This is a genomic window from Streptomyces sp. NPDC049687 (genome assembly GCF_044465285.1).
Taxonomy (GTDB): Bacteria; Actinomycetota; Actinomycetes; order Streptomycetales; family Streptomycetaceae; genus Streptomyces.
The window spans coordinates 217772-237692 of sequence record NZ_JBITLN010000004.1 but is presented as its reverse complement, the minus strand read 5'-3'; the positions used below and the strand labels follow the sequence as shown (position 1 = coordinate 237692).

Sequence of the window (19921 nt, the reverse complement as noted above, 5' to 3'; positions counted from 1 at the left end):
CCGACCGCACACCCTTCTGATCCGTCAGCCGAAGAAAGGAAACCGTATGTCCGCCTCGTCCTCCTTCTCCCGTTCCGACCTCACCCGGCTCCTGCGCGAGAGCGCAGGGGAGGAAGAGCCGGGGCTTCTGGACGGCGACGTCCTCGACGTCTCCTTCTCCGACCTCGGTTACGACTCGGTCGCCGTGCTCCAGCTGATCGGTCTGATCGAGCGTGAGCGCGGCATCCAGCTCGCCGACGAGACGGTCTCCGAGGCACAGACGCCCCGCGCGCTCCTGGAAGTCGTCAACACGGTGCGGGGGCAGGCCGCTGCCTGACCCGACCGTGCCGAAGGCCCACCCTCCGTCGGGAGGGTGGGCCTTCGGCCGTGTCCGGCGGGCGTCGTCAGACGAGGTCGTCCCGCGTGACCCCGCGATGGTGGACCAGCCAGCCCTGCGGCCCCCGCTCGAGCTCGTCCTCGCACAGCGTGCTCAGGCGCAGGACCGCCTGGCCGCCCTTCGGGATCTCGAAGACCAGCGCGTAGCAGCGCGCCCGTACCTTCGTACCGTCCTGGCTGTCCACCGCGACCATGCCGAGCCAGTGGCGGCGCCGGACGCCGGCGGCGGCGAGCTGCTCGTGCGCCGCGCGGGCGGCCGCCGCGATGGCCTCGCGGCCCTTGGTGGGCTCGGGGTGCGCGTTGGCGGCGAAGACCCCCTGGGGAGCGAAGGTGGCGGCCCACTCGTCGACCCGGCCGTCGTCGAGCAGTTGCATCTGCCGGGCGTAGAACTGCTGGATCTCGTGGTAGGTGTCGGCGCCGACACGGGTCGCGGGCTGTTCCGTCACTGTCATGGGGCATCCCTTCGCTCGGATCCACGGAGCCGCGGTCGGCACGGCACCGCCCGCCACGCTCGGCGACCCGGCTCGCGACGGTGTCCAGGGACGGTGGGGCAGCGCGCCCGGGATCGATCCCCTCTCCAGGTGTTTGCGAGCCGGTTCGGTGAACCTCCCCGACGACGCTCAACCGCGCCCGGGACCCCGGGCGTCATCCGGACCGACAAGCGGAGGACAGCGTGAGCGAGCAGCGAAAAGTGGCTCTGGTGACCGGCGGCACCAGGGGGATCGGACTCGCCGTGGCCCGGCACCTCGGCGGGGCCGGCTACCGGGTGTTCCTGTGTGCGCGCAGCGCCGACGACGTGGCACGCACCGTCAAGACACTGACCGACGAGGGCCTCGAGGTGGACGGCACCACCGCCGACGTGCGCCGCCCGGACGAGGTGCGGGCCCTGGTGTCGGCCGCCACCGCCCGCTTCGGTCCGGTGGACGTCCTCGTCAACAACGCCGGACGCAGTGGCGGCGGCGTCACCGCGGACATCAGCGACGAACTCTGGTACGACGTGATCGACACCAATCTCCACAGCGTCTTCCTGATGACGCGGGAGACGCTGCGGCAGGGCGACCTCACCGGGCGCGGGTGGGGACGGATCGTCAACATCGCCTCCACCGGGGGCAAGCAGGGCGTCGTGCTGGGTGCCCCCTACTCGGCCTCCAAGCACGCCGTGGTCGGCTTCACCAAGGCGCTCGGCCTGGAGCTGGCGAAGACGGGCGTCACCGTGAACGCGGTCTGCCCCGGCTACGTCGAGACGCCGATGGCCCAGCGGGTGCGGGAGGGCTACGCGGCCGCCTACGACACCACGACGGACGAGATCCTCGAGCGCTTCCAGGCCAAGATCCCGCTCGGCCGCTACTCCACTCCGGAGGAGGTGGCCGGCATGGTCCGCTACCTGGTCTCCGACTGCGCGGCCTCGATCACCGCGCAGGCCATCAACGTCTGCGGCGGCCTGGGCAACTACTGATCCCGCGTCCCACGCACCCGTACCGCACCGCACCGACCTTCCGGAGGACCCAGATGGCCCAGACCGACCAGCGGCAGCTCGCGGCCACGGCCGAGCCCGCCGTCCACCACACCTCGCACACCGTCGATGTGCAGGCACCGCCCGAGGCGGTCTACGCGATCATCTCGGACGTCGCGCAGTGGCCGCTGCGCTTCGCCCCCAACGTGCATGTCGAGCACCTGGAGCGGACCGCCACGACCGAGCGCATCCAGATCTGGGCCACCGCCAACGGCGAGGTCCGCACCTGGATCTCACGCCGGGAACTCGACCCAGGCCGAAAGCGAGTGACGTTTCGTCAGGAGGTGTCCTCGCCTCCGGTCGCCTTCATGGGGGGCGAGTGGATCATCACGTCGGCCGCGGACGGCACCTCGCACCTGGAGCTGACCCATGACTTCGAAGCCGTGGACGACGACCCCGCCGGCGTCGAGTGGATCACCCAGGCCACCGACCGCAACAGCGCCGCCGAGCTGGACGCCGTCCGCGCGCTGGCCGAGCAGTACGCCCGGCTCGGCGAGCTGGAGCTGACGTTCGAGGACGCGGTGCGCGTCGACGGCTCGGCCGACGACGTCTTCGACTTCCTCTACCAGGCGCGGGAATGGCCCTCCCGCCTGCCGCACGTGGACCGTCTGGAACTCCAGGAGGACATCCCCGGCATCCAGGTGATGAGCATGGACACCCGGACCGCGGACGGCTCGGTGCACACCACGCGCTCCATCCGCGTCGCGCTCGGCCGGGAGCGGATCCTGTACAAGCAGACGGAGACCCCCGCCCTGATGACCGCCCACACCGGCGAGTGGTCGCTGGCGGCAGCCGGCGACGGAGTCCTGGTGACCTCGCGGCACAGCGTGACGATCAGGGCCGAGGCCGTCGCCGGGGTCCTCGGTGAGAGCGCGACAGTGGCGGATGCCCGGGCGTTCGTGCAGAAGGCCCTGAGCACGAACAGCACGACCACGCTGCGCCATGCCAAGGCCTACGCCGAGGCACGCCGTGGCTGAGCCTTCTCCGGAGCTGCCCGGAACCGCCGGGTTCGTGCCCCTGGACACCTCCCGGCTCCCGGGAACCCTGGACCGTCTGCTGACCCGGGCCGCCGCCGCGCGGCCCGGGCACCCGGCCGTCATCGCCCCGGACCGGGTCGCGACCTTCGCCGAGCTGGACGAGTCGGCGAGCGCGCTCGCCGGGGTGCTGCGCACGGTGCTCTCCGGGCACGGCCAGGTGGTGGCGGTCTCGGCCCTCCTCGACCCGGACTTCACCGTGGCGTACTTCGGGGTGGCGCGCAGCGGGCATGTGGCCGCCGTGGTCAACCCGCTGCTGCGCGAGGATGACCTGGTCCATGTACTCGGCCTCTCGGGGGCGCGGGCGGCCTTCGTCGACAGCGGCCTGTACCCATGCCTGGCCGCGGTCCGGGACCGTCTCCCCGGACTGGAGCACGTCTTCCTGCTCGGACCGGCCGGAGACCCCGCCCCGGCCCGGCATCTGACGGAGCTCCTCGCCACGGCGCCGGCGGCTCCGGCAGCGCCGCCGGCCGCCCCGAGCCCCGACGACGTGGTCTGCCTCCACTTCACCAGCGGTACGACCGGACGCCCGAAGGCGGTCCGGCTGACCCACCGAAACCTCTTGGTGAACGCCCATCAGATCGCGGTCGCGCACGCGCTGGACGGCGACTCGGTGGCAGTCAACCACCTGCCCACCTACCACCCCATGCACCAGAACTCGGCCCTCCACGCGCTGGCGACCCAGGTGTTGTGCACCGAGCCCGACCCTGCGGCGCCGGTGCGCACCGCCAACCGGCACCGCGCCACGCACCTGTACAGCCTGCCGTTCCGGCTGGCCCTCCTGGCACAGCACGAGCGGCTGCCGGATCTGAAGCTCGACACGGTCGCCCACATCGCGTCCGGCGGCTCCGCGCTGCCCCCGGCCGCCGCGTCCCGGTTGTCCGCGCACTTCGGTGTCCCGGTCTTCCAGGGGTACGGGCTGGCCGAGACGTCCCCGCTCACCCACTCCGACGATCCGCACAGCCCGGTGCCCGGCTCCGTCGGCCGCCCCGTCCACGGGACGGAGTGCCGGGTGGTGGACGTCGAGACCCGGCAGGTCCTGCCGGGCGGCGAGTCCGGTGAGGTCCAGGTGCGGGGACCGCAGGTGATGCGCGGCTATCTCGGCGCCCCGGCGGCGAGCGGGGTCGAGCCGGACGGCTGGTTCTCCACCGGGGACGTGGGCCGGATCGGGCCAGACGGCCGGCTGTTCCTCGTCGACCGGCTCAAGGACGTGTTCAAGTACCACAACTGGCTCGTCTCGCCGTCGGAGACGGAACGCGCGCTGCGCCGGCACGCACTGGTCGCCGACTGTGTCGTCTTCGACCATCCGGAGGGTGCCGCCGGCGCGGTGGCGCACGCCCTGGTGGTGCTCCGTACCGGTGAGGGCACGGACGAGTCGGGCGCGCTGGCCGAGGTGTGCCGGCTGGCGAACTCCGGGCTCCCGTACTTCCAGCAGGTGCGGTATGCCGAGGCGGTGCCGTCGATTCCCCGCTCGCCGGGCGGCAAGGTGCGGCGGCGGGAGCTGCGCGACCGGCACCTCGCCGCGCCGGGCGCGGTTCTGGTTGTTGCGGAGCGCGGCGTCCCGGAGTGAGCCGTCCTGACACGACTGTGGGCTTCGGCCTCCCGGAGTGGGAGGCCGAAGCCCACAGTCGTGTCGGGGACGGGAGGAGGCTCCTGGACGATGTCCTGTCAGTCGGGCAGCAACGCGACCGCCCGCGCCCAGCCCGCGCCCGCGCCCTTGATCTTCACCGGCAGGGCGCTGACCGTGAAGCCGTACGGCCGCGGCAGCGCCCCCAGGCCGGACAGCCGCTCTATCTGGCAGAACTCCCTACGGCGGCCCGCCATGTGGGCGGGCCAGAGCACATCGCGGTCGCCGGTGCCGCGGTAGGCGTCGACGATGTGCGTGAAGGGGGCGTCCAGGCTGAAGGCGTCCGTACCGATCACGCGCACGCCGAGGTCGAGCAGATAGTCGGTGGCCGATCCGTCCAGGCCCACGAAGTCGGTGAAGTACTCCATCGTGCCGGCCCATCGGTCGGCTCCGGTGTGCAGCAGGACGATGTCCAGCGGCCGCGGCCGGTAGTCGATCCGCGCGAGTTCCCTGGCGATGACGTCGGCGTCCACGGTGCCCGCCGGGCGGCCGGTGAGGTCCAGTACGACGCCCGGCCGGTGGAACCAGTCCAGGGGCAGTTCGTCGATGTTCCGGGGGCGGCCGCTGCCGTAGGTCGTGCGGGAGCCGTAGTGCGAGGGGGCGTCGACGTGGGTGCCCGTGTGGGCGGACAGTTCGAGGAAGTCGTTGTTGAGGAACTCGCCGTCGGGGAAGTCGTCCTGGGAGATCCGCATGCCGAAGTGTTCGTGCATCTCCGATGCGCAGTGCCGGGCCCCTTCGGCGGGCGACATCACACGGTGCCGGACGGTGTCGGGCTCCCAGCCCGACGCGTCGACCGGGGACGAGAGATCGACGATCCTCACGCTGCCTGGCTCCCTGTCTGCTCGGTGAAGAGGTCCGCGCGCACCCGCACGGGGGTGCGCCCGAAGGCGATCTGTTGAAGGACTTTCCGGTAGACCGGCGTGTGGGCGAGGAGCCGGGCCACGAGCGGCCGGACGCGGTCGCTCAGCCCGCCGTGCGTGAGCATCGCCGCGCTCTGCCTGGCCTGAAGAGAGAACACCGCGTCGATGTCGGGGCGGCGGGCCGTCTCGTACGGCAGGAGGCGCTCCCGCCCTGCGTCCTTGGCGTGCCACGAGGCGACGAGCACGGGGTGCAGCACGGCCGCGTCCTGCAGGGCGAGGTTGATGCCCTGGGCGCCGATCGGACCGTGGGTGTGGGCGGCGTCCCCGATCAGCACGAGCCCGTCGGTCACCCAGCTGTCGGCGCTGCCGGCGAACACGTCCAGCAGGCTCAGGTCGCCGGGGCCGGTGAGGGTGGCCCGGATCCGGTCGGCGTAGATCGGCACAGCCTCCTCGATCCTGCGGACCAGGGCGGGGAACCCCGCGGCCGACAGTTCCTTGTAGCCGCCGTGCGGCAGGGTCCAGCCGATCTGGATGCTGTCGGGGTAGGAGTCGTAGATGAGGACGGGGTTGCCCGCGGACCGGTAGACCCTGATGTCGTGGGTGGTGCGGCCGTCGGACGGAATCTTGAACCACAGGACGTCGTGTTTGAACGCGTCGACCCGGGTGTAGCCGAGTCCGGCGAGCTTGCGCACCTTCGAGTAGCGTCCGTCGGCGCCCACGGTGACGTGGGCCTCGATCCTCAGGCGCTGCTCGCCGCGTCCCAGGACGGCCCCGGTGACCCGGCCGCCCTCGTGGTGCAGGTCGGTGACGGACCGGCCCTCGACGTAGGTGAAGCCCGGGCGCTCCCGGCAGGCGGTGAGCAGTTCCTCGAGCAGGTGCCGCTGGGGCACGCTCAGCAGGAAGTCGTGCGGTGCGGGCAGCTGGTGGTAGTCGATGTCCATCAACACCCGTTCGTGTTCGACCAGTTGGAAGCGGCGCAGCGGATATCCGCCGCGCCGTCTCGCCCGGTCGAGCACCCCGAGCTGGTCCAGGAGCAGCATTCCGCCGGGCTGGAGGATCTCGCCGCGGAACTCCCGCTCGAAGGACCGGGCCCGTTCGACGACGGTGACCCGGGCTCCCGAGCGCAGCAGCAGCAGGGCCAGAGCCAGCCCCGCGGGGCCGCCGCCCACGACACAGAAGTCGGTTTCCATGTGTTCCATCGGTGCTCCTAGCGGGACTTGCGGGCCAAGAGGGGCAAGAGGGCAAGAGGGAGGAGCGGGAGGCGGTGCGGGAGGCGCTCAGGCCAGCAGGCCGAGCCCGCCGTCCACCGTGATCACCTGTCCGTGCAGCCAGGCCGCCTGGTCGGTGGCCAGGAGCGTGATGAACTCGGCCACGTCCCGCGGGGCGGTCAGCCGCCCGGCCGGGGTGCGCCGGCCGAGGAAGTCGGCGATGCTCCGGTTCGCGGTGAGTTCGCCCTTGTCCAGGAGAGCGGTGGCGACCGCGTTCACGGCGATGCCCTGCCCCGCCAGTTCGACGGCGAGGTAGCGCACCAGATTCTCCAGGGCGGCCTTGGCGACACCGACGTTCAGATAGCCGGGGATCACCGATCGCGCGCCGTTGCTGGAGACGACGAGGATGCGTCCCGGCCTGCCGGCCATCAGCTCCGCGAGCCGGGGACCGCCCGTCAGCAGGGGGTTCAGCGCGAGGTCCAGCTCGGAGCGGAAGGCGTCCAGGTCCGGGCCGACGGCCGTGTTGTGCCGGAAGGTGGCGGCGTTGTGCACGAAGACGTCCAGGCCGCCCCGGTCCGCCGCCACCCGGTCGAGCAGGCCCTGGAACTCGGCTCCGTCGCGGACGTCGGCGCGGACCGCCACTGCCGTGCCCTTCAGCCCGGCCAGTTCCTCGACGGTGCGCCTGGCGCTCTCCTCGTCGCGGTGGTAGTTCACGTACACGTCGCAGCCGGCCGCACACAGCTCGCGGGCCGTGGCCCGGCCCAGACCGCGGGCGGCCCCGGTGACCAGGGCCACCCGGCCGTCGAGGCCGAGGCGGGCCGGTTCGCCGCGGACCGTGTCGTCGTAGGTGGTCATGGCTTCGCCTCCATGAGTCATGGCTTCGCCCCCATGAGGGGGGACGGGTGCAGCGCCGGGTCCCGCGGGCCGGTCTCCCCCGTGACGACGGCGGGCTCGCCGCGCAGTTCCGCGTCGGCGCCGGTGAGCCGGAGCACGGCGTCGGCCACGCGTTCGGGGGTGGTCGGGGGGATCGGCGAGGGCGGATGTCCGGCGCCGGGCCGGGCGATTGGGCCGGGCGCGACACAGCGCACGCCGATGCCCTCGGCGGCGAGTTCGGCCGACAGCCCCAGGGCCAGGCCGTTCACTCCCGCCTTGGCCGCGCACAGGTGGGCCGCCATCGGCCGCCCGCGCAGTCCGGCCACCGAGGAGACCAGCACGACGCGCCCGGCCGGCGCCGCCCGCAGCAGCGCCAGCCAGGCCCGGACGAGCAGGAAGCTCCCGGTGACGTCGGTCTCCAGGACCCGGCGGAACTCCTCGGGCGACAGGTCGTCGACGGGCACGGGACGCCCCTGGTATCCGGTGACGAGGTTGACCACGGCATCCAGCCGGTCCAGCCCCGCCGCCCCGGCACGGCGGACAGCGGAGTCCAGGGATGCCGGGTCGGTGACATCGGCCTGCAGGGACAGGACGGGAACGCCGTGGTCGGCCTCGAGCCGGGCCGCCAGCGGGTTCAGCCGGCCGGCGGAGCGGCCCAGCAGGACGAGGCCCGTCCCCCGGGCCGCTGCGGCCTCCGCCAGAACAGTCCCTACGAGACCGGTCGCACCGGCGATGAGCAGCCGGCGGCTCACCGGGCGGGGACGCCTTCGAGCACTACGGCGTACAGGTCGGGGTCGGGAACCGAGAGGGCCGCGAGTTCCTTGATGTGCTCACCGAACTCACGGCTCGCCAGGACGCGCTGGTGGTCCGCCTGCGACTCCCACAACGCCACGTTGACGTAGATGTCGGGCCGGCTCAGCGAACGGTGCAGCTTGAAGCCGATGAAGCCCTTCTGGGAGCGCATGAACTCCGCGCTCTGTGCCCAGATCCGCTCGAAGGCGTCGAAGTCTCCCTTGACGGTGAACTTGTTGATCAGGGTGACCATGGTCGTTCCTCTCGACGTGGTGTCCGGTCGGGATGGGGGGTGGTCCGGTCCCGCCGCGGGACCGGGTCGGTCGCTCACGCCGCGACCGGGCTCAGGGCGGCCAGCCACTGGAGGCGGTCGCGGACGTCCGCCGCCAGGCAGGAGCGCACCCGGTCCTCCACGCGGTCGTGTCCCGGCTGTCCCTGCCGTGCCGCGGAGAGCAGCGCCCTGCGGTGGACACCGACCTGGAGCCCGTCGGCCGGGCCGGTGCCGGAGTTCACCCTCCACTCGTCAGTGAGCGCGAACAGCGCGGCGGGCGGCCTGAGCCGCTTGGTGACGACGCGGCCGCCGGGCAGGCCGAGGCAGACCGTCAGCCGGACACCACGCCGGCCCGGCTCGGCGGCCAGGAAGGCGTCGGAGGCCAGCGGAATGCGCAGCGTGTCCGCGGGCGCCGGCAGTGTGGTGAGGCTCGCGAGGACGTCGAGGGGCCTGGTGGTTGCGCCGAGGACGTCCACGGCACCGCTGAGGTCGGCCACGGAGCAGCGCGGCAGACGGGCCGCGGCCCTCAGCCCCGCGAGCTGGGATTTCGTGGCGCCTTCGACCATGGGAACGATCCAGAGGTGCCGGTCCGTGCCGCCGTCGGCCTCCACCTCGTGGGTCAGCGTCACCTCGCAGGTGTTCGTGCCCGGCACCGCGCGGAACTCCCAGGTGCCGCCCATGGACAGCAGCGGCGGCTGCGGCGCCTCCTGCCGGAAGGCGATCGTGGGTGTGCCGGTCCGCCCGAACGTGCGACGCGCCGTCCAACTGCGCAGGATTCCGGACGTGGCCACGGTGTCGCGGCCGGGCGAGGCGACCGCGTCGAAGGCCGCATCGACGTCGACGGCCCACAGCCGCAACCGGTCGGCGTCGTCGGACTGCTCCAGCACCTCGACATGGACCATGTTCTCGAAGAGCAGCGGCCACCACCGTACATCCGCCACCAGTTCCCGTACCTGAGCGGCGGGCGCTCGGACGACGGTGGTGTCTGTGACCTTCATGGCAGCATTCCTTTCGGGCCTTGGGGAGCGGGCTCGAGGGCCGTCCGCACAGGAGGCGGACGGCCTCGGCACGCCAGGAACGGGAAGGGACGGAGCGGCGTCAGACGTCGATCGTCCTGAGCAGCGGTGCCGGGTAACGCTCGCCTCGGGCAGCGGGGACCGCCTCGGTGAGCCCCTGAATCTCGTCCGGGGTCAGCTCGACGTCCACGGCAGCCGCGTTCTGCTCCAGATAGGTGCGGCGTTTGGTGCCCGGGATCGGGATGACGTCCTCGCCCTGGGCGAGAAGCCAGGCGAGAGCGAGCTGCGCCGGGGTGACGCCCTTGTTCTCGGCCAGTTCGTACAGGACCGGCAGCAGCATCATGTTCGTGTAGAGGTTGTCCCCCTGCAGCCGGGGGTCGTTGCGCCGGAAGTCCGCCATGGCCAGCCGGTCCATGGTCAGGTCACCGCTCAGGAATCCGCTGCCCAGCGGCCGGTAGGCGACCAGGGACACGCCCAACTCCCGGAGCGTGGGCAGGATCTCCCGCTCGACGTGGCGCTCCCAGAGTGAGTACTCGGTCTGCACCGCGGCGATCGGATGCACGGCGTGGGCCCTGCGCACCGTGGCGGCGGAGACCTCGCACAGGCCGATGTGCCCGACCTTGCCCGCGGCGACCAGTTCGCCCAGCGCGCCGATCGACTCCTCCACGGGGACGTCCGGGTCCACTCGGGCCAGGTAGTAGAGGTCGATGCGGTCGGTGCCGAGCCTCGTCAGCGACGCGTCGATCCGCGTCTTGATGAACTCCGGCCGTCCGTTGACGCGCGGGGGGCCGCCCGGTGCGGCCACCATTCCCGTTTTCGAGGCGATGACCGCCTCGTCCCGCCGGCCGGCAAGTCCCTTGCCCACGGTCTGTTCGCTGGCACCGTCGGGACCGTAGAAGTCCGCGGTGTCGATGAGGGTCACGCCCAGGTCGAGGCCGCGCCGTACCGTGACCGCTGCTTCGGCCTCGTCGGCCGGCCCGTACGAACCGCCCATGCCCATGGTGCCCAGTCCGAGGGCGGATGCCTTCAGTCCGCCGCTGCCCAGTTGCCGGTTGTCCATAAGGCCCTCTCTCCAGGTTGCTGCTCGTGCTGGACCAGTAGGGGCAGTCAGGCCGGTTCCTGGTCGTAGCGGTCGAAGATTTCCTTGAGTACCTCGGGGGTGGCCTGCCCGGGCGGGATGGCGTCGATCTCCCGGAAGTGGTTCTCGTATCCGGCCGGGTTGATGACGCTGAGGAGCGTGCCCGGTGCGTCGCCGACGTTCCTGAAGGCGTGCGGTACACCCCGCGGTGCGTAGCAGAACGCGCCGGGGCCGGCTTCGATCAGTTCGTCGCCGGTCAGCACCTCGAAGTGCCCGCTCACCACGTAGAACGCCTCGGTGTGGGTGCGATGCAGGTGGGGAGGGGCATTGCCGCCCGGCGGGAAGACGGCCTCGATCATGGCGAGGGAGCCGTCCGTGTCGTCGCCGCTCAGCTTCATCGAGAAGCTGTTGCCGAAGATGTTCATCTGCTCGCCGACACCCGGCGGCAGAAGGACGTACTTCCGGCTGGTCGCGGAGTGGAAGCCGGTCACTTGATCCGACCCGGGAACAGCGCCTGCGCGTTGCCGTGGTTGATGCCGTCCCGCTGCTGGGGCGTCATGTCATGGGTGTCGAGGAAGCCGTTGTAGTAGGGGATCTCCTCCTCTGCGAACGGCCAGTCGCTTCCGTACAGGACATGTCCGGGCTTGGCGAAGGCAAGCAGACTGGGCAGGCTGGAGGGACTGGCCGTGAGGGCGGTGTCGAAGTAGAAGGAGCGCATCTGCTCCACGACGTCCGCCGTGCTGAGGTCGCCCCAGGTGGCAGGCGCGGTGGCCATGCGGTGGGCCGCGAACGGCACGAAGCCGCCGCCGTGCGACAGGATGATGCGCACGTTCGGGTACTTCACCGTGCGTCCCGTGCGCACCAGGTCGATCGCCGTGCGTACCGTGTCGAGGAGGTAGTCCGCGACGTACGACGGGATGCCCGGCGCGGGGGTCCCGCCGACACCCGTGGGGTGGGTGAACAGGACGGCGTTACGCCGGTTGAGCTCTTCGAAGACAGGTTCGAACTCGGGGTCGCCGAGGTAGCGTCCGTGCACGTTGGTCGGCAGCAGGACACCGTCGGCCCCGAACTCGTCGTAGGCGACGCGGATCTCCTCGAGCGCGGCGTCCACATCGGGCAGCGGCAGGGTCGCGAAGAATCCGAACCGGTCCGGGTAGTCCTTCGCCATCTCGGCCGTGAACTCATTGACCTCGCGCGCCTTGGGAGCGATGTCCTCCGCGTCCAGCCGGAGCCCGATCGGGGCTGTCGAGACGATCGCCGTCCGAATGCCGTGATCGTCCAGCATGCGGATCGTGCGCTGCACGCTCCACGGCACGGGCCGTGCTTTGTACAGGCCCTTGTCGATCAACCAGTTCCGGTAGGCGGGCGGCAGCACGTGGTGGTGGGTGTCGACGCGGCCTTCAGGCATCAGCTCTACCTCGCTTCGGTGACGTGGACGGTGACTCGCCGGGCCCGCGGTGGCGAGCCGAAGGGAGGTTGGCAACGAGGACTAGCGGCAGCCTGGAGGATGGGTGGGACGGCCAGGGCCCCGCACGAGGCAACTCACGGAGGTCCCGGCGAGGCGAGCTCCCGGGTTCCCCCCGTCGTGAGCCGCTCGGGAAGCGCGCGCTGCAGCTCGTCCACGGCGGGCCGCCGATGCACGAGTCTCACCCACCACCGCGCCCCTCACCGCTGAGCGGGGCTCGCGAGGCGCACGACGCCCCGGCGGAGCGTCCGCGCTGCCGGGGAGCGCGGGGGGAGGATCGAGCGCACGCGCCCGTGAAAGGCACCGAAAGACGTGTCGCAGCGGGTCCGCGAGCGCCGCATCACCGCGGGTCAGCTCTCCTGGCTGGACGACTCCGCGCAGCACACCGGCCAGGGTGAGCCGGCCCTCACCCGGCCAGCGGGTTGGGCAGGGGCAGGTAGCGGGCGTCGGCGCCGTCCGCGCCGGTCCAGCGCAGCAGCAGGTTCGTCTTGCCGGGCAGGGTGGGGGCGGTGAGCAGGGCGCGTACCTCGGGCAGGTCGTGCCGGGCCAGCTCGCGGCGGGCGGCCGGCCAGGGTTCGAAGCCGGGGTGCCGCTCGGCGAGGGCGGCGGCGATCTCGGTGAGGTGGTTGACGACCAGGCAGTACACCAGCCGCTCCCAGCCCGCGGCCCGCTCCACGTCCGGCAGCAGTTTCACGCCCTCGGCGTCCCGGAACACCGCCTGTACCGGCATGCCGTCGGCATCGACGGCGACCAGCGTGTTCTGCAGGTGCGCTTCGAGTACGACGCCGTGGTCGGCGAAGGCGGCGAGAGCCGGGGGCACGACGGCCGCGAGGTACGCCTCCCACCAGGCCGCCGGATCCGCGGCGGCGTGCAGCGGGCTGCCTTCGAAGCCCTCCACCAGGCCCGCGGCGAGCAGCGGGGTCGCGCCGGGCACGACATGGCCGCCCAGGCCGTCACGGACCATGACGGCCAGTTCCTCGAAGGCGAAGTCGGCGGTGCGGTAGCCCAGGTCGCTCAGCCAGGCGGCCGGGCCGTCGACCGCCTCGACGGCCTTGGTCGCCGCCGCGTCGGTCCGGCGCAGTTTCCGCAGGTCGTGGCGCCACAGCCGGCGGACGTCGTTGGTGATGCGTACATCGAGGCTGAACTTCAGGAACAGGTCACGCCCGGGCGCGTACAGGGTGCGTACGGCGGCCGTCGGCCAGACCTCGAAGGTGGTCGTGCCGAGCCGCAGGAGACGGCCGTCGGTGAACGCCGGGGCCAGTTCGCGGCCCGCCAGGTCGAGCTGCCAGGGGTGGGCGGGCAGCAGCCGGTAGCCCGGCGGGGCCTCGCCGAGCGCGTCCAGCGCGGAGGTGTCGCCCTCCTCGACGACGGTGTCCTCGCGCACGGCCAGCAGGGTCAGCGGGAACCGGGCGTACGCCTCGGGGGCGTACGGCAGCCAGCCCGCGACCGGGCCGCCGCCGCGTGCCTTGGGGGCGGGGTGGTGGGGGTGGCCGGTGACCAGGGACTGCTCGGAGCGCAGGTAGAGGCCGGTGGGCGGGGTCGCACGCGCGCGTGCCGCGAGCAGCGCGGCGACCGCGTCCCGGCTGTCGATCATCTCGGCGGGGAGTTCGTGGTTGGACAGGCCGGTGTGGCGGCGCAGCTCCTCCGCGACCAGTTTGACCAGCTCGGTGTGGCCGAGCGGGCGCCAGGCGCCGGCCGACCGCACCTCGGGCTCGGCGGGCCGCCGGGTGCCCCGCACCCGCAGCAGCCGGCCGGTCCCCGGCAGCCGGTACAGCGCCCGGCCGTCCGCCGCCGGGGACTCGGGCAGCGGCTCGGCCACCTCCCGCAGGAGACAGTTGAGCAGGGGCGCGACCGCGCAGGCGTCGGCCACGGCGTCTGCCACGGCTGCGTCGGCGGGCGCCACGGCCTCGGCGGGCGGGGGGATGAGGTCCACGCGTTCCACTCGTTCCCTACGGTTCTTCTGGGCGGAGACGATCAGTATCGCTGTCGTCGCGGCCCCTCCGTGACTTCGTACCCGCACCCCGAGGAGCCGACCCTTGCACCGTCCCCCCACCGCCGAGGCCGAGGTGGCGGCCGAACTGGCCGCGCTGCGCCCGGCCCTCGGCCCCCGGTTCGCGGCCGCCCTGCCCGGCGCCCGGGCCGCCGTGCTGACCCGCCTGTGGCGGGCCCTCGCCCACGAGCCGCTGCCCTGGATCGTCCGTGGAGGGGCCGGCCGGCAGCCCGGCGGGTCGTCCAGTGGGAAGTCCGGTGGGGAAGGCCTCACCCTGCGTCTGCGGGACGGCCGGCGCCTGCACGGCCCGTGGTCCGACCCGTACGCGACCGCCGCGTACGTGACCGAGGTACGGCTGGACGGGGTGGCGTACGACGATCCCGCCCGGCTGATGACCGAGCTGGCGGTGCCGCACGGCGGGGGCCTCGCCGCCGAACTCGGTCACAGCGCCGCGTCGTTGGCGCTGTCGCGGGCCGCCCAGGAGCCTTCCTCGCCGGGGTGGCCGGCACACGACTGGGAGTGGGAGCAGCGGGTCGTCGACGGGCACCCGTATCACCCCAACTGCCGTTCCCGGCCCGGCTTCTCGGTGGCCGAGCAGCTGGCGTACGGCCCTGAGCACCGGCCGGCGGTGCGGCTGGGGCTGCTGCCGGTGCCGGCCGGGGAGTGCCTGGTGTCGGGCCGGTGGCCCGAGGACCTGCGGGACGGGGACCGGCTGCTGATCCCGGTGCATCCCTGGCAGGCGGCGCATGTGCTCAAGCGGTCCTGCGAGCGGGGGACGACGGCGCATCCGCTGATGTCGCTGCGCACGCTCGCGCTGCCCGGCGGGCCGCATGTGAAGACCGCGCTGAGCGCCCGTCTGACGTCCTCGGTGCGGGACATCTCCGTCGCGTCCGTCGCCGCCTCGGCCGCCCTGTCGCGCTTCGGGGAGACCGTCGCCGCGCGCACGGACGGCCTGCTGCACGTGACCCGCACCCTGGGCGCGGCCACCCCCGACTCCCCCGACCTGGCGGCGGTGTTGCGGGAGTCGCCCGCGGTGTACGCGCGTCCGGGCGAGCACGTGGTCCCGGTGGCCGCGCTCGCCACCACCGACCTGCCCGGCTCTCCTGCCTGGACGGCCGAGTTCGCACGGCTCGCCCTCACCGTCGGACTGCGCCTGCTGGAGCTGGGGGTGGCCCTGGAGGCGCACGGCCAGAACCTCCTCGTCGTCCTGTCGGCGTCGGGCGCCCCGCTGCGGCTGGTCTACCGCGACCTCGCCGACATCCGCGTCGGCCCCGCCCGCCTGGCCCGGCACGGCGTCCCGCTGCCGGACGACCTGCCCGCGCGCATCCTCACGGACGACGTGACGGCTTTGCGGCGCAAGCTGTTCGGCTCGCTGGTGGCGGGTGCGCTGGCCGCGACGGCGGGCAGCGGTACGGCGCTGCGGGCGGCGCTGGAGACGGCCGTACGGGATCTGCCGCGCACCCCCGATCTGGTGGCGCTGTGCGAGGAGCCGCTGCCGGCGAAGGCGCTGACGCTGATGCGGCTGTCGCCCGGGGCGGCCGGGGACCAGTGGGCCGCGCTGCCCAACCCCGTTGCCGGGGCGATCGGCTGACGCTGTCCCGGTTCCCGTCCGCCCTCTGCCGTCGACCCCGTTTTGTGGCGGGACCCCCCTGATCAATAGGATCCGCCGATGATCAGAACACAACGGCTGGCGGCGGGCGTCTGCGCCCTGCTCGCCGCGCTCACGGCCGGGCTCGCGTTCCCGGCCGGGGCGGTCGCCGACGAGACCACCGCCCTCGCACCCAAGGTCGACCTGGTCCTCGACGTCAGCGGTTCGATGCGGACGAAGGACATCGACGGCGGGACGCGCATGGCCGCGGCCAAGCAGGCGTTCAACGAGGTGCTGGACGCGACCCCGGAGAACGTGCTGCTCGGCATCCGCACCCTGGGCGCCGACTACCCGGGCGACGACCAGAAGACGGGCTGCAAGGACACCGCCCAGCTCTACCCGGTCGGCCCGCTGGACCGCACCGAGGCCAAGACGGCGGTGGCCACCCTGTCCCCCACCGGCTGGACGCCGATCGGCCCCGCCCTGCTGAAGGCGGCGGACGACCTCGACGGCGGCAGCGGCTCGAAGCGGATCGTGCTGATCAGCGACGGCGAGGACACCTGCGCTCCGCTCGACCCGTGCGAGGTGGCCCGCGAGATCGCGGCCAAGGGCATCGGCCTGACCATCGACACCCTCGGCCTGGTGCCCAACACGAAGATGCGCCGGCAGCTCAGCTGCATCGCGGAGGCCACCGGCGGGACGTACACCTCGGTGGAGCACACCGAGGAACTCACCGACAAGGTCAACCAGTTGGTCGACCGCGCCGCCGATCCGGTGGTCACCCCGGTCGCCACCGAGGGCGCGGACTCCTGCTCCAAGGCACCCGCCCTCAAGTCGGGCCTCTACACCGACCGTGAGGAGTTCGGCCAGGAGCGCTGGTACCGGGTGGACGTGAACCCCGGCCAGGAACTGCGGGCCTCGGTGAGCGTCGCGGCGGACCGGGCCATGAACCCCGACTACGGCGTGCTGCTGCGCGCGGTCACGGTGCACGGCCGGGAGATCGTGCGCGGTGAGGCGGCGGGCATCGGACGCACCGACGTCGTCTCCACCGGTCTGCGCTACCCGAAGGCGGAGAGCGACGACGACGAGGCGCCGGCCGAGACGGTCTGCCTGCAGGTGACGAACTCCTACTCGCCGGCCTCCGGGGTGAAGACCACGCCCGGTATGCCGGTGGAGCTGACCGTGGACGTGGTCGCCAGTCCCTCGCCGGCGAGCGACGTGGCCTCCTTCGGCCTCGGCCGCGGCTGGTGGCTGCTCGGCGTCCTGGTGCTGGCCGGCTTCCTCGCGGGTCTGATCTGGGGCTGGCTGTCGCGCTGGCGTGTCGCGGTCTGGAGGACCAACTGATGCGAATCACACGAGTGTTGAGCGGCGCCCTGCTGGCGCTGGGGCTGGCGGCCGGACCGGCCGCCGCCGACTCCACCCCTTCCGCGAGCCCGTCCGGCGACAGCTCCGCGCCCACCTCGGCCGGCACGTCGTTCCGTACGGCGGTGGAGGTCGAGCAGGGACAGACGGCCACCGCGAGCGCCTCCACGGGTGACTACCTGTACTGGTCGTTCCCGGCCGACACCGGCCAGCGGCCCACCGTCAAGGCGACCGTGAAGCTGCCCGACGCGCACGCGGCGCAGACCTGGCAGATCGACGTGTACGACGGACTGCGGCGCCGCCAGGCCTGCCAGTACGGCGCCCAGACCCGCATCGCCGCCCAGGGCACCGGTTCCGTGGAGCCGGCCTGCGTCCTGCGCACGGTCCGCGCCTGGTCGGAGCCGTGGGCCGACGACCCGCTGCCGGGTACGTACTACGTCCGGCTCACGGTCACCGGCCTGAAGGCGGCCGATCTGGGCCTGCCGGTCAGCGCCGAACTGCGGGTGGACTCCAAGGACATCGGCGGCGCGGCGGCCGTGGACGGCTCGCTGGCGAAGCCGCTCGTCCCCGGGGTCGCGGTCGAGTCCAAGGAGGACGACGACGACTCGTCGGCGTCCGCCGTGCTGTCGAGCATCGAACCGGACGACGGCTGGGCGTCGGGCTGGTGGTCCGACCGCTGGGTGTGGACGGGCGTCGGCGCGGTGCTGGCCGCGCTCGCCGGCATCGGCGGCTACACCCTGACCCGGGGGTCGGGCCGGCCGCGGCAGGTGCCTCCGGGCGCCTGAGCATTCCTGACGCGGCGCCAGAAGGCCCACCGCGACGCCGCGGTGGGCCTTTCGCGCATCACGCCTCCCGAAGGGCCTTGGCGAGCGTCCCGCCCCCGCCGACCTCCATCCGCCCGGTGCGTACCGCGTCCACCACGCTCAACTCCCCCTGGGCAAGGGCCACACAGGTGCCGGTGTCCAGCGTGAGGCGCGCGTCGGGCTCCCCGGGGGCGGGCCCGTCGCCGTAGACCGGCCCGTCCTCGGCACCGACGTACAGATGGAAGTCCCCCTCCTCCAGCCGGACTTCGACGACTCCCTCGCCCTCCAGCGCGCGCAGCAGCGGCAGCGCGAACCAGTGCGCGCGGACGGCGTCGGTGGGCCGGCGTTCGCCGAGTTCGCCCTCGCCCCACTTGCCCAGGGCCTGGAGGACCGGCAGCAACTCCCGGCCTCGCGCCGTGAGTTCGTAGACGTATGCCGCGCCCGGCGGAGGCAGCCGCCGCCGGGTGGTCAGCCCGTCCCGCTCCATGTCCCGCAGCCGACCGGCGAGTACGTCCGTGCTGACGCCCGGCAGATCGGCGTGCAGGTCGGTGTAGCGGCGCGGGCCGGCGAGCAGCTCCCGGACGATCAGCAGGGTCCAGCGGTCGCCGACGGTGTCGAGCGCGCGGGCGGCGGAACAGTACTGGTCGTAGCTTCGGCGACGTGACATGGCACGCAGTCTAGACATGTCGTTGGACTTTCCAAGCTGGAACTTGGTAAAACCAAGCAACACAACGAACCGGAGGGCGAGCGCGCATGGAGTTCCGGCAGTCGAACAAGCTCAGCGAGGTCTGTTACGAGATCCGCGGCCCGGTGGTCGAGCACGCCAACGCGCTCGAGGAGGCGGGCCACAGCGTGCTGCGCCTGAACACCGGCAACCCGGCGCTCTTCGGCTTCGAGGCGCCGGAGGAGATCCTCCAGGACATGATCCGGATGCTGCCGCAGGCGCACGGGTACACCGACTCGCGCGGCGTCCTCTCCGCCCGCCGTGCCGTGGCCCAGCGTTACCAGACCCTGGGCCTGGAGGTCGGCGTCGACGACGTCTTCCTCGGCAACGGCATCTCCGAGCTGATCTCCATGGCCGTGCAGGCCCTGGTGGAGGACGGCGACGAGATCCTGATCCCGGCGCCGGACTTCCCGTTGTGGACGGCCGTCACCACGCTGGCCGGCGGCAAGGCGGTCCACTACCTCTGCGACGAGCAGGCCGACTGGTACCCGGACCTGGAGGACATGGCCTCCAGGATCACGGGCCGTACCAAGGCCGTGGTCATCATCAACCCGAACAACCCCACCGGCGCGGTCTACCCCAAGGAGATCATCGAGGGCATCCTCGACCTAGCCCGCAGGCACGGCCTGATGGTCTTCGCCGACGAGATCTACGACCAGATCCTGTACGACGACGCCGTGCACCACTCGGCCGCCGCGCTCGCCCCCGACCTGGTGGTCCTCACCTTCTGCGGCCTGTCGAAGACGTACCGCGTGGCGGGCTTCCGCTCCGGCTGGCTCGTCGTGACCGGCCCCAGGCAGCACGCGAAGGACTACCTGGAGGGGCTCACGATGCTGGCCTCCATGCGGCTGTGCGCCAACGCGCCCGCCCAGTACGCCATCCAGGCCGCGCTCGGCGGCCGGCAGTCCATCCGCGACCTCACCACGCCCGGCGGCAGGCTCCACGAGCAGCGGAACGTGGCCTGGGAGAAGCTCAACGAGATCCCGGGCGTGTCGTGCGTGAAGCCGAAGGGCGCGCTGTACGCGTTCCCGCGCATCGACCCCAAGGTGCACCCCATCCACGACGACGAGAAGTTCGTCCTGGACCTGCTCCTGCGGGAGAAGATCCAGGTCGTCCAGGGCACCGGCTTCAACTGGCCCACGCCCGACCACTTCCGCATCCTCACCCTCCCCCACGCGGACGACCTGGAGGCGGCGATCGGACGGATCGGCCGCTTCCTCAGCGGGTACCGGCAGTAGTCCTGCCGATCCGGTGCGCCGTTCCGGTTCGCCACGGGCACCCCGCGCCGACCGGGCACCGGGCACGGGCGCCGGATGATCGCCGGCTGGAATGTCGGACCCTG

The 19921-nt window shown here is 72.5% G+C and carries 20 protein-coding genes; 8 read left to right on the top strand and 12 right to left on the bottom strand.

Annotated elements, in window-relative coordinates; translation table 11 throughout:
* Nucleotides 1–46 precede the first annotated feature (46 nt).
* On the top strand, nt 47–316 hold the full coding sequence (locus ACIBVL_RS15430) for an acyl carrier protein (RefSeq protein WP_399097643.1): 270 nt from the start codon (nt 47–49) through the stop codon (nt 314–316).
* 67 nt (nt 317–383) lie between these two features.
* On the opposite strand, the gene ACIBVL_RS15425 is transcribed toward ACIBVL_RS15430, so the two are convergent.
* Entirely contained in the window at nt 384–827 is a 444-nt protein-coding gene (locus tag ACIBVL_RS15425; RefSeq protein WP_399097642.1) for a nuclear transport factor 2 family protein, read from the bottom strand.
* A 221-nt stretch (nt 828–1048) separates the two neighbouring features.
* On the opposite strand from ACIBVL_RS15425, the gene ACIBVL_RS15420 reads away from it, so the two are divergent.
* Genes ACIBVL_RS15420 through ACIBVL_RS15410 form a run of 3 tightly spaced genes read left to right on the top strand, consistent with a single transcriptional unit; the run spans nt 1049 to nt 4492 of the window.
* A complete protein-coding gene (locus tag ACIBVL_RS15420; protein WP_399097641.1) occupies nt 1049–1831 on the top strand; it encodes an SDR family NAD(P)-dependent oxidoreductase in 783 nt (260 codons plus the stop codon).
* 53 nt (nt 1832–1884) lie between these two features.
* Nucleotides 1885–2865, top strand: a complete 981-nt coding sequence (locus tag ACIBVL_RS15415) for an aromatase/cyclase (RefSeq protein ID WP_399097640.1) — start codon at nt 1885–1887, stop codon at nt 2863–2865.
* Nucleotides 2858–4492, top strand: a complete 1635-nt coding sequence (locus ACIBVL_RS15410) for a class I adenylate-forming enzyme family protein (RefSeq protein WP_399097639.1) — start codon at nt 2858–2860, stop codon at nt 4490–4492. The genes ACIBVL_RS15415 and ACIBVL_RS15410 overlap by 8 nt, the downstream gene beginning before the upstream one ends.
* Nucleotides 4493–4590: 98 nt before the next feature.
* Here ACIBVL_RS15410 and ACIBVL_RS15405 read toward each other — a convergent pair whose 3' ends face one another.
* From ACIBVL_RS15405 to ACIBVL_RS15360, 10 genes are all read right to left on the bottom strand, one after another.
* Nucleotides 4591–5370 carry a cyclase family protein gene (locus ACIBVL_RS15405; RefSeq protein ID WP_399097638.1) on the bottom strand — a complete coding sequence of 260 codons (780 nt, stop codon included), beginning with the start codon at nt 5368–5370 and terminating at the stop codon, nt 4591–4593.
* Nucleotides 5367–6608 carry an FAD-dependent monooxygenase gene (locus ACIBVL_RS15400; RefSeq protein ID WP_399097637.1) on the bottom strand — a complete coding sequence of 414 codons (1242 nt, stop codon included), beginning with the start codon at nt 6606–6608 and terminating at the stop codon, nt 5367–5369. The genes ACIBVL_RS15405 and ACIBVL_RS15400 overlap by 4 nt, the downstream gene beginning before the upstream one ends.
* Before the next feature lie 78 nt (nt 6609–6686).
* A complete protein-coding gene (locus ACIBVL_RS15395) occupies nt 6687–7472 on the bottom strand; it encodes an SDR family oxidoreductase (protein ID WP_399097636.1) in 786 nt (261 codons plus the stop codon).
* Between the two features lie 17 nt (nt 7473–7489).
* A complete protein-coding gene (locus tag ACIBVL_RS15390) occupies nt 7490–8242 on the bottom strand; it encodes an SDR family NAD(P)-dependent oxidoreductase (RefSeq protein ID WP_399097635.1) in 753 nt (250 codons plus the stop codon).
* On the bottom strand, nt 8239–8535 hold the full coding sequence (locus ACIBVL_RS15385; protein WP_399097634.1) for an antibiotic biosynthesis monooxygenase family protein: 297 nt from the start codon (nt 8533–8535) through the stop codon (nt 8239–8241). The genes ACIBVL_RS15390 and ACIBVL_RS15385 overlap by 4 nt, the downstream gene beginning before the upstream one ends.
* A gap of 74 nt (nt 8536–8609) precedes the next feature.
* Nucleotides 8610–9551 carry an SRPBCC family protein gene (locus ACIBVL_RS15380; protein ID WP_399097633.1) on the bottom strand — a complete coding sequence of 314 codons (942 nt, stop codon included), beginning with the start codon at nt 9549–9551 and terminating at the stop codon, nt 8610–8612.
* Between the two features lie 100 nt (nt 9552–9651).
* The gene (locus ACIBVL_RS15375) at nt 9652–10629 is read right to left on the bottom strand and encodes an aldo/keto reductase (protein ID WP_399097632.1); all 978 of its coding nucleotides are present in this window, start codon (nt 10627–10629) and stop codon (nt 9652–9654) included.
* Nucleotides 10630–10676: 47 nt separating this feature from the next.
* Nucleotides 10677–11138 (bottom strand): cupin domain-containing protein, encoded by a 462-nt coding sequence (locus ACIBVL_RS15370; protein ID WP_399097631.1) that lies wholly within the window; start codon nt 11136–11138, stop codon nt 10677–10679.
* On the bottom strand, nt 11135–12055 hold the full coding sequence (locus ACIBVL_RS15365; protein ID WP_399097630.1) for an amidohydrolase family protein: 921 nt from the start codon (nt 12053–12055) through the stop codon (nt 11135–11137). The genes ACIBVL_RS15370 and ACIBVL_RS15365 overlap by 4 nt, the downstream gene beginning before the upstream one ends.
* Before the next feature lie 463 nt (nt 12056–12518).
* Nucleotides 12519–14054, bottom strand: a complete 1536-nt coding sequence (locus ACIBVL_RS15360) for an IucA/IucC family protein (protein WP_399097629.1) — start codon at nt 14052–14054, stop codon at nt 12519–12521.
* A gap of 94 nt (nt 14055–14148) precedes the next feature.
* On the opposite strand from ACIBVL_RS15360, the gene ACIBVL_RS15355 reads away from it, so the two are divergent.
* From ACIBVL_RS15355 to ACIBVL_RS15345, 3 genes are all read left to right on the top strand, one after another.
* A complete protein-coding gene (locus ACIBVL_RS15355) occupies nt 14149–15693 on the top strand; it encodes an IucA/IucC family protein (RefSeq protein ID WP_399097628.1) in 1545 nt (514 codons plus the stop codon).
* A 78-nt stretch (nt 15694–15771) separates the two neighbouring features.
* Nucleotides 15772–17034: a VWA domain-containing protein gene (locus ACIBVL_RS15350; protein WP_399097627.1), complete on the top strand. Its 1263-nt coding sequence runs from the start codon at nt 15772–15774 to the stop codon at nt 17032–17034.
* Nucleotides 17034–17837, top strand: a complete 804-nt coding sequence (locus ACIBVL_RS15345; protein ID WP_399097626.1) for a hypothetical protein — start codon at nt 17034–17036, stop codon at nt 17835–17837. Before ACIBVL_RS15350 ends, ACIBVL_RS15345 begins: the two co-directional genes overlap by 1 nt.
* Before the next feature lie 58 nt (nt 17838–17895).
* Here ACIBVL_RS15345 and ACIBVL_RS15340 read toward each other — a convergent pair whose 3' ends face one another.
* Nucleotides 17896–18522: a winged helix-turn-helix transcriptional regulator gene (locus ACIBVL_RS15340; protein WP_399097625.1), complete on the bottom strand. Its 627-nt coding sequence runs from the start codon at nt 18520–18522 to the stop codon at nt 17896–17898.
* A gap of 86 nt (nt 18523–18608) precedes the next feature.
* Here ACIBVL_RS15340 and ACIBVL_RS15335 point away from each other — a divergent pair, with 86 nt between their 5' ends.
* Entirely contained in the window at nt 18609–19817 is a 1209-nt protein-coding gene (locus ACIBVL_RS15335; RefSeq protein ID WP_399097624.1) for a pyridoxal phosphate-dependent aminotransferase, read from the top strand.
* Nucleotides 19818–19921 lie beyond the last annotated feature (104 nt).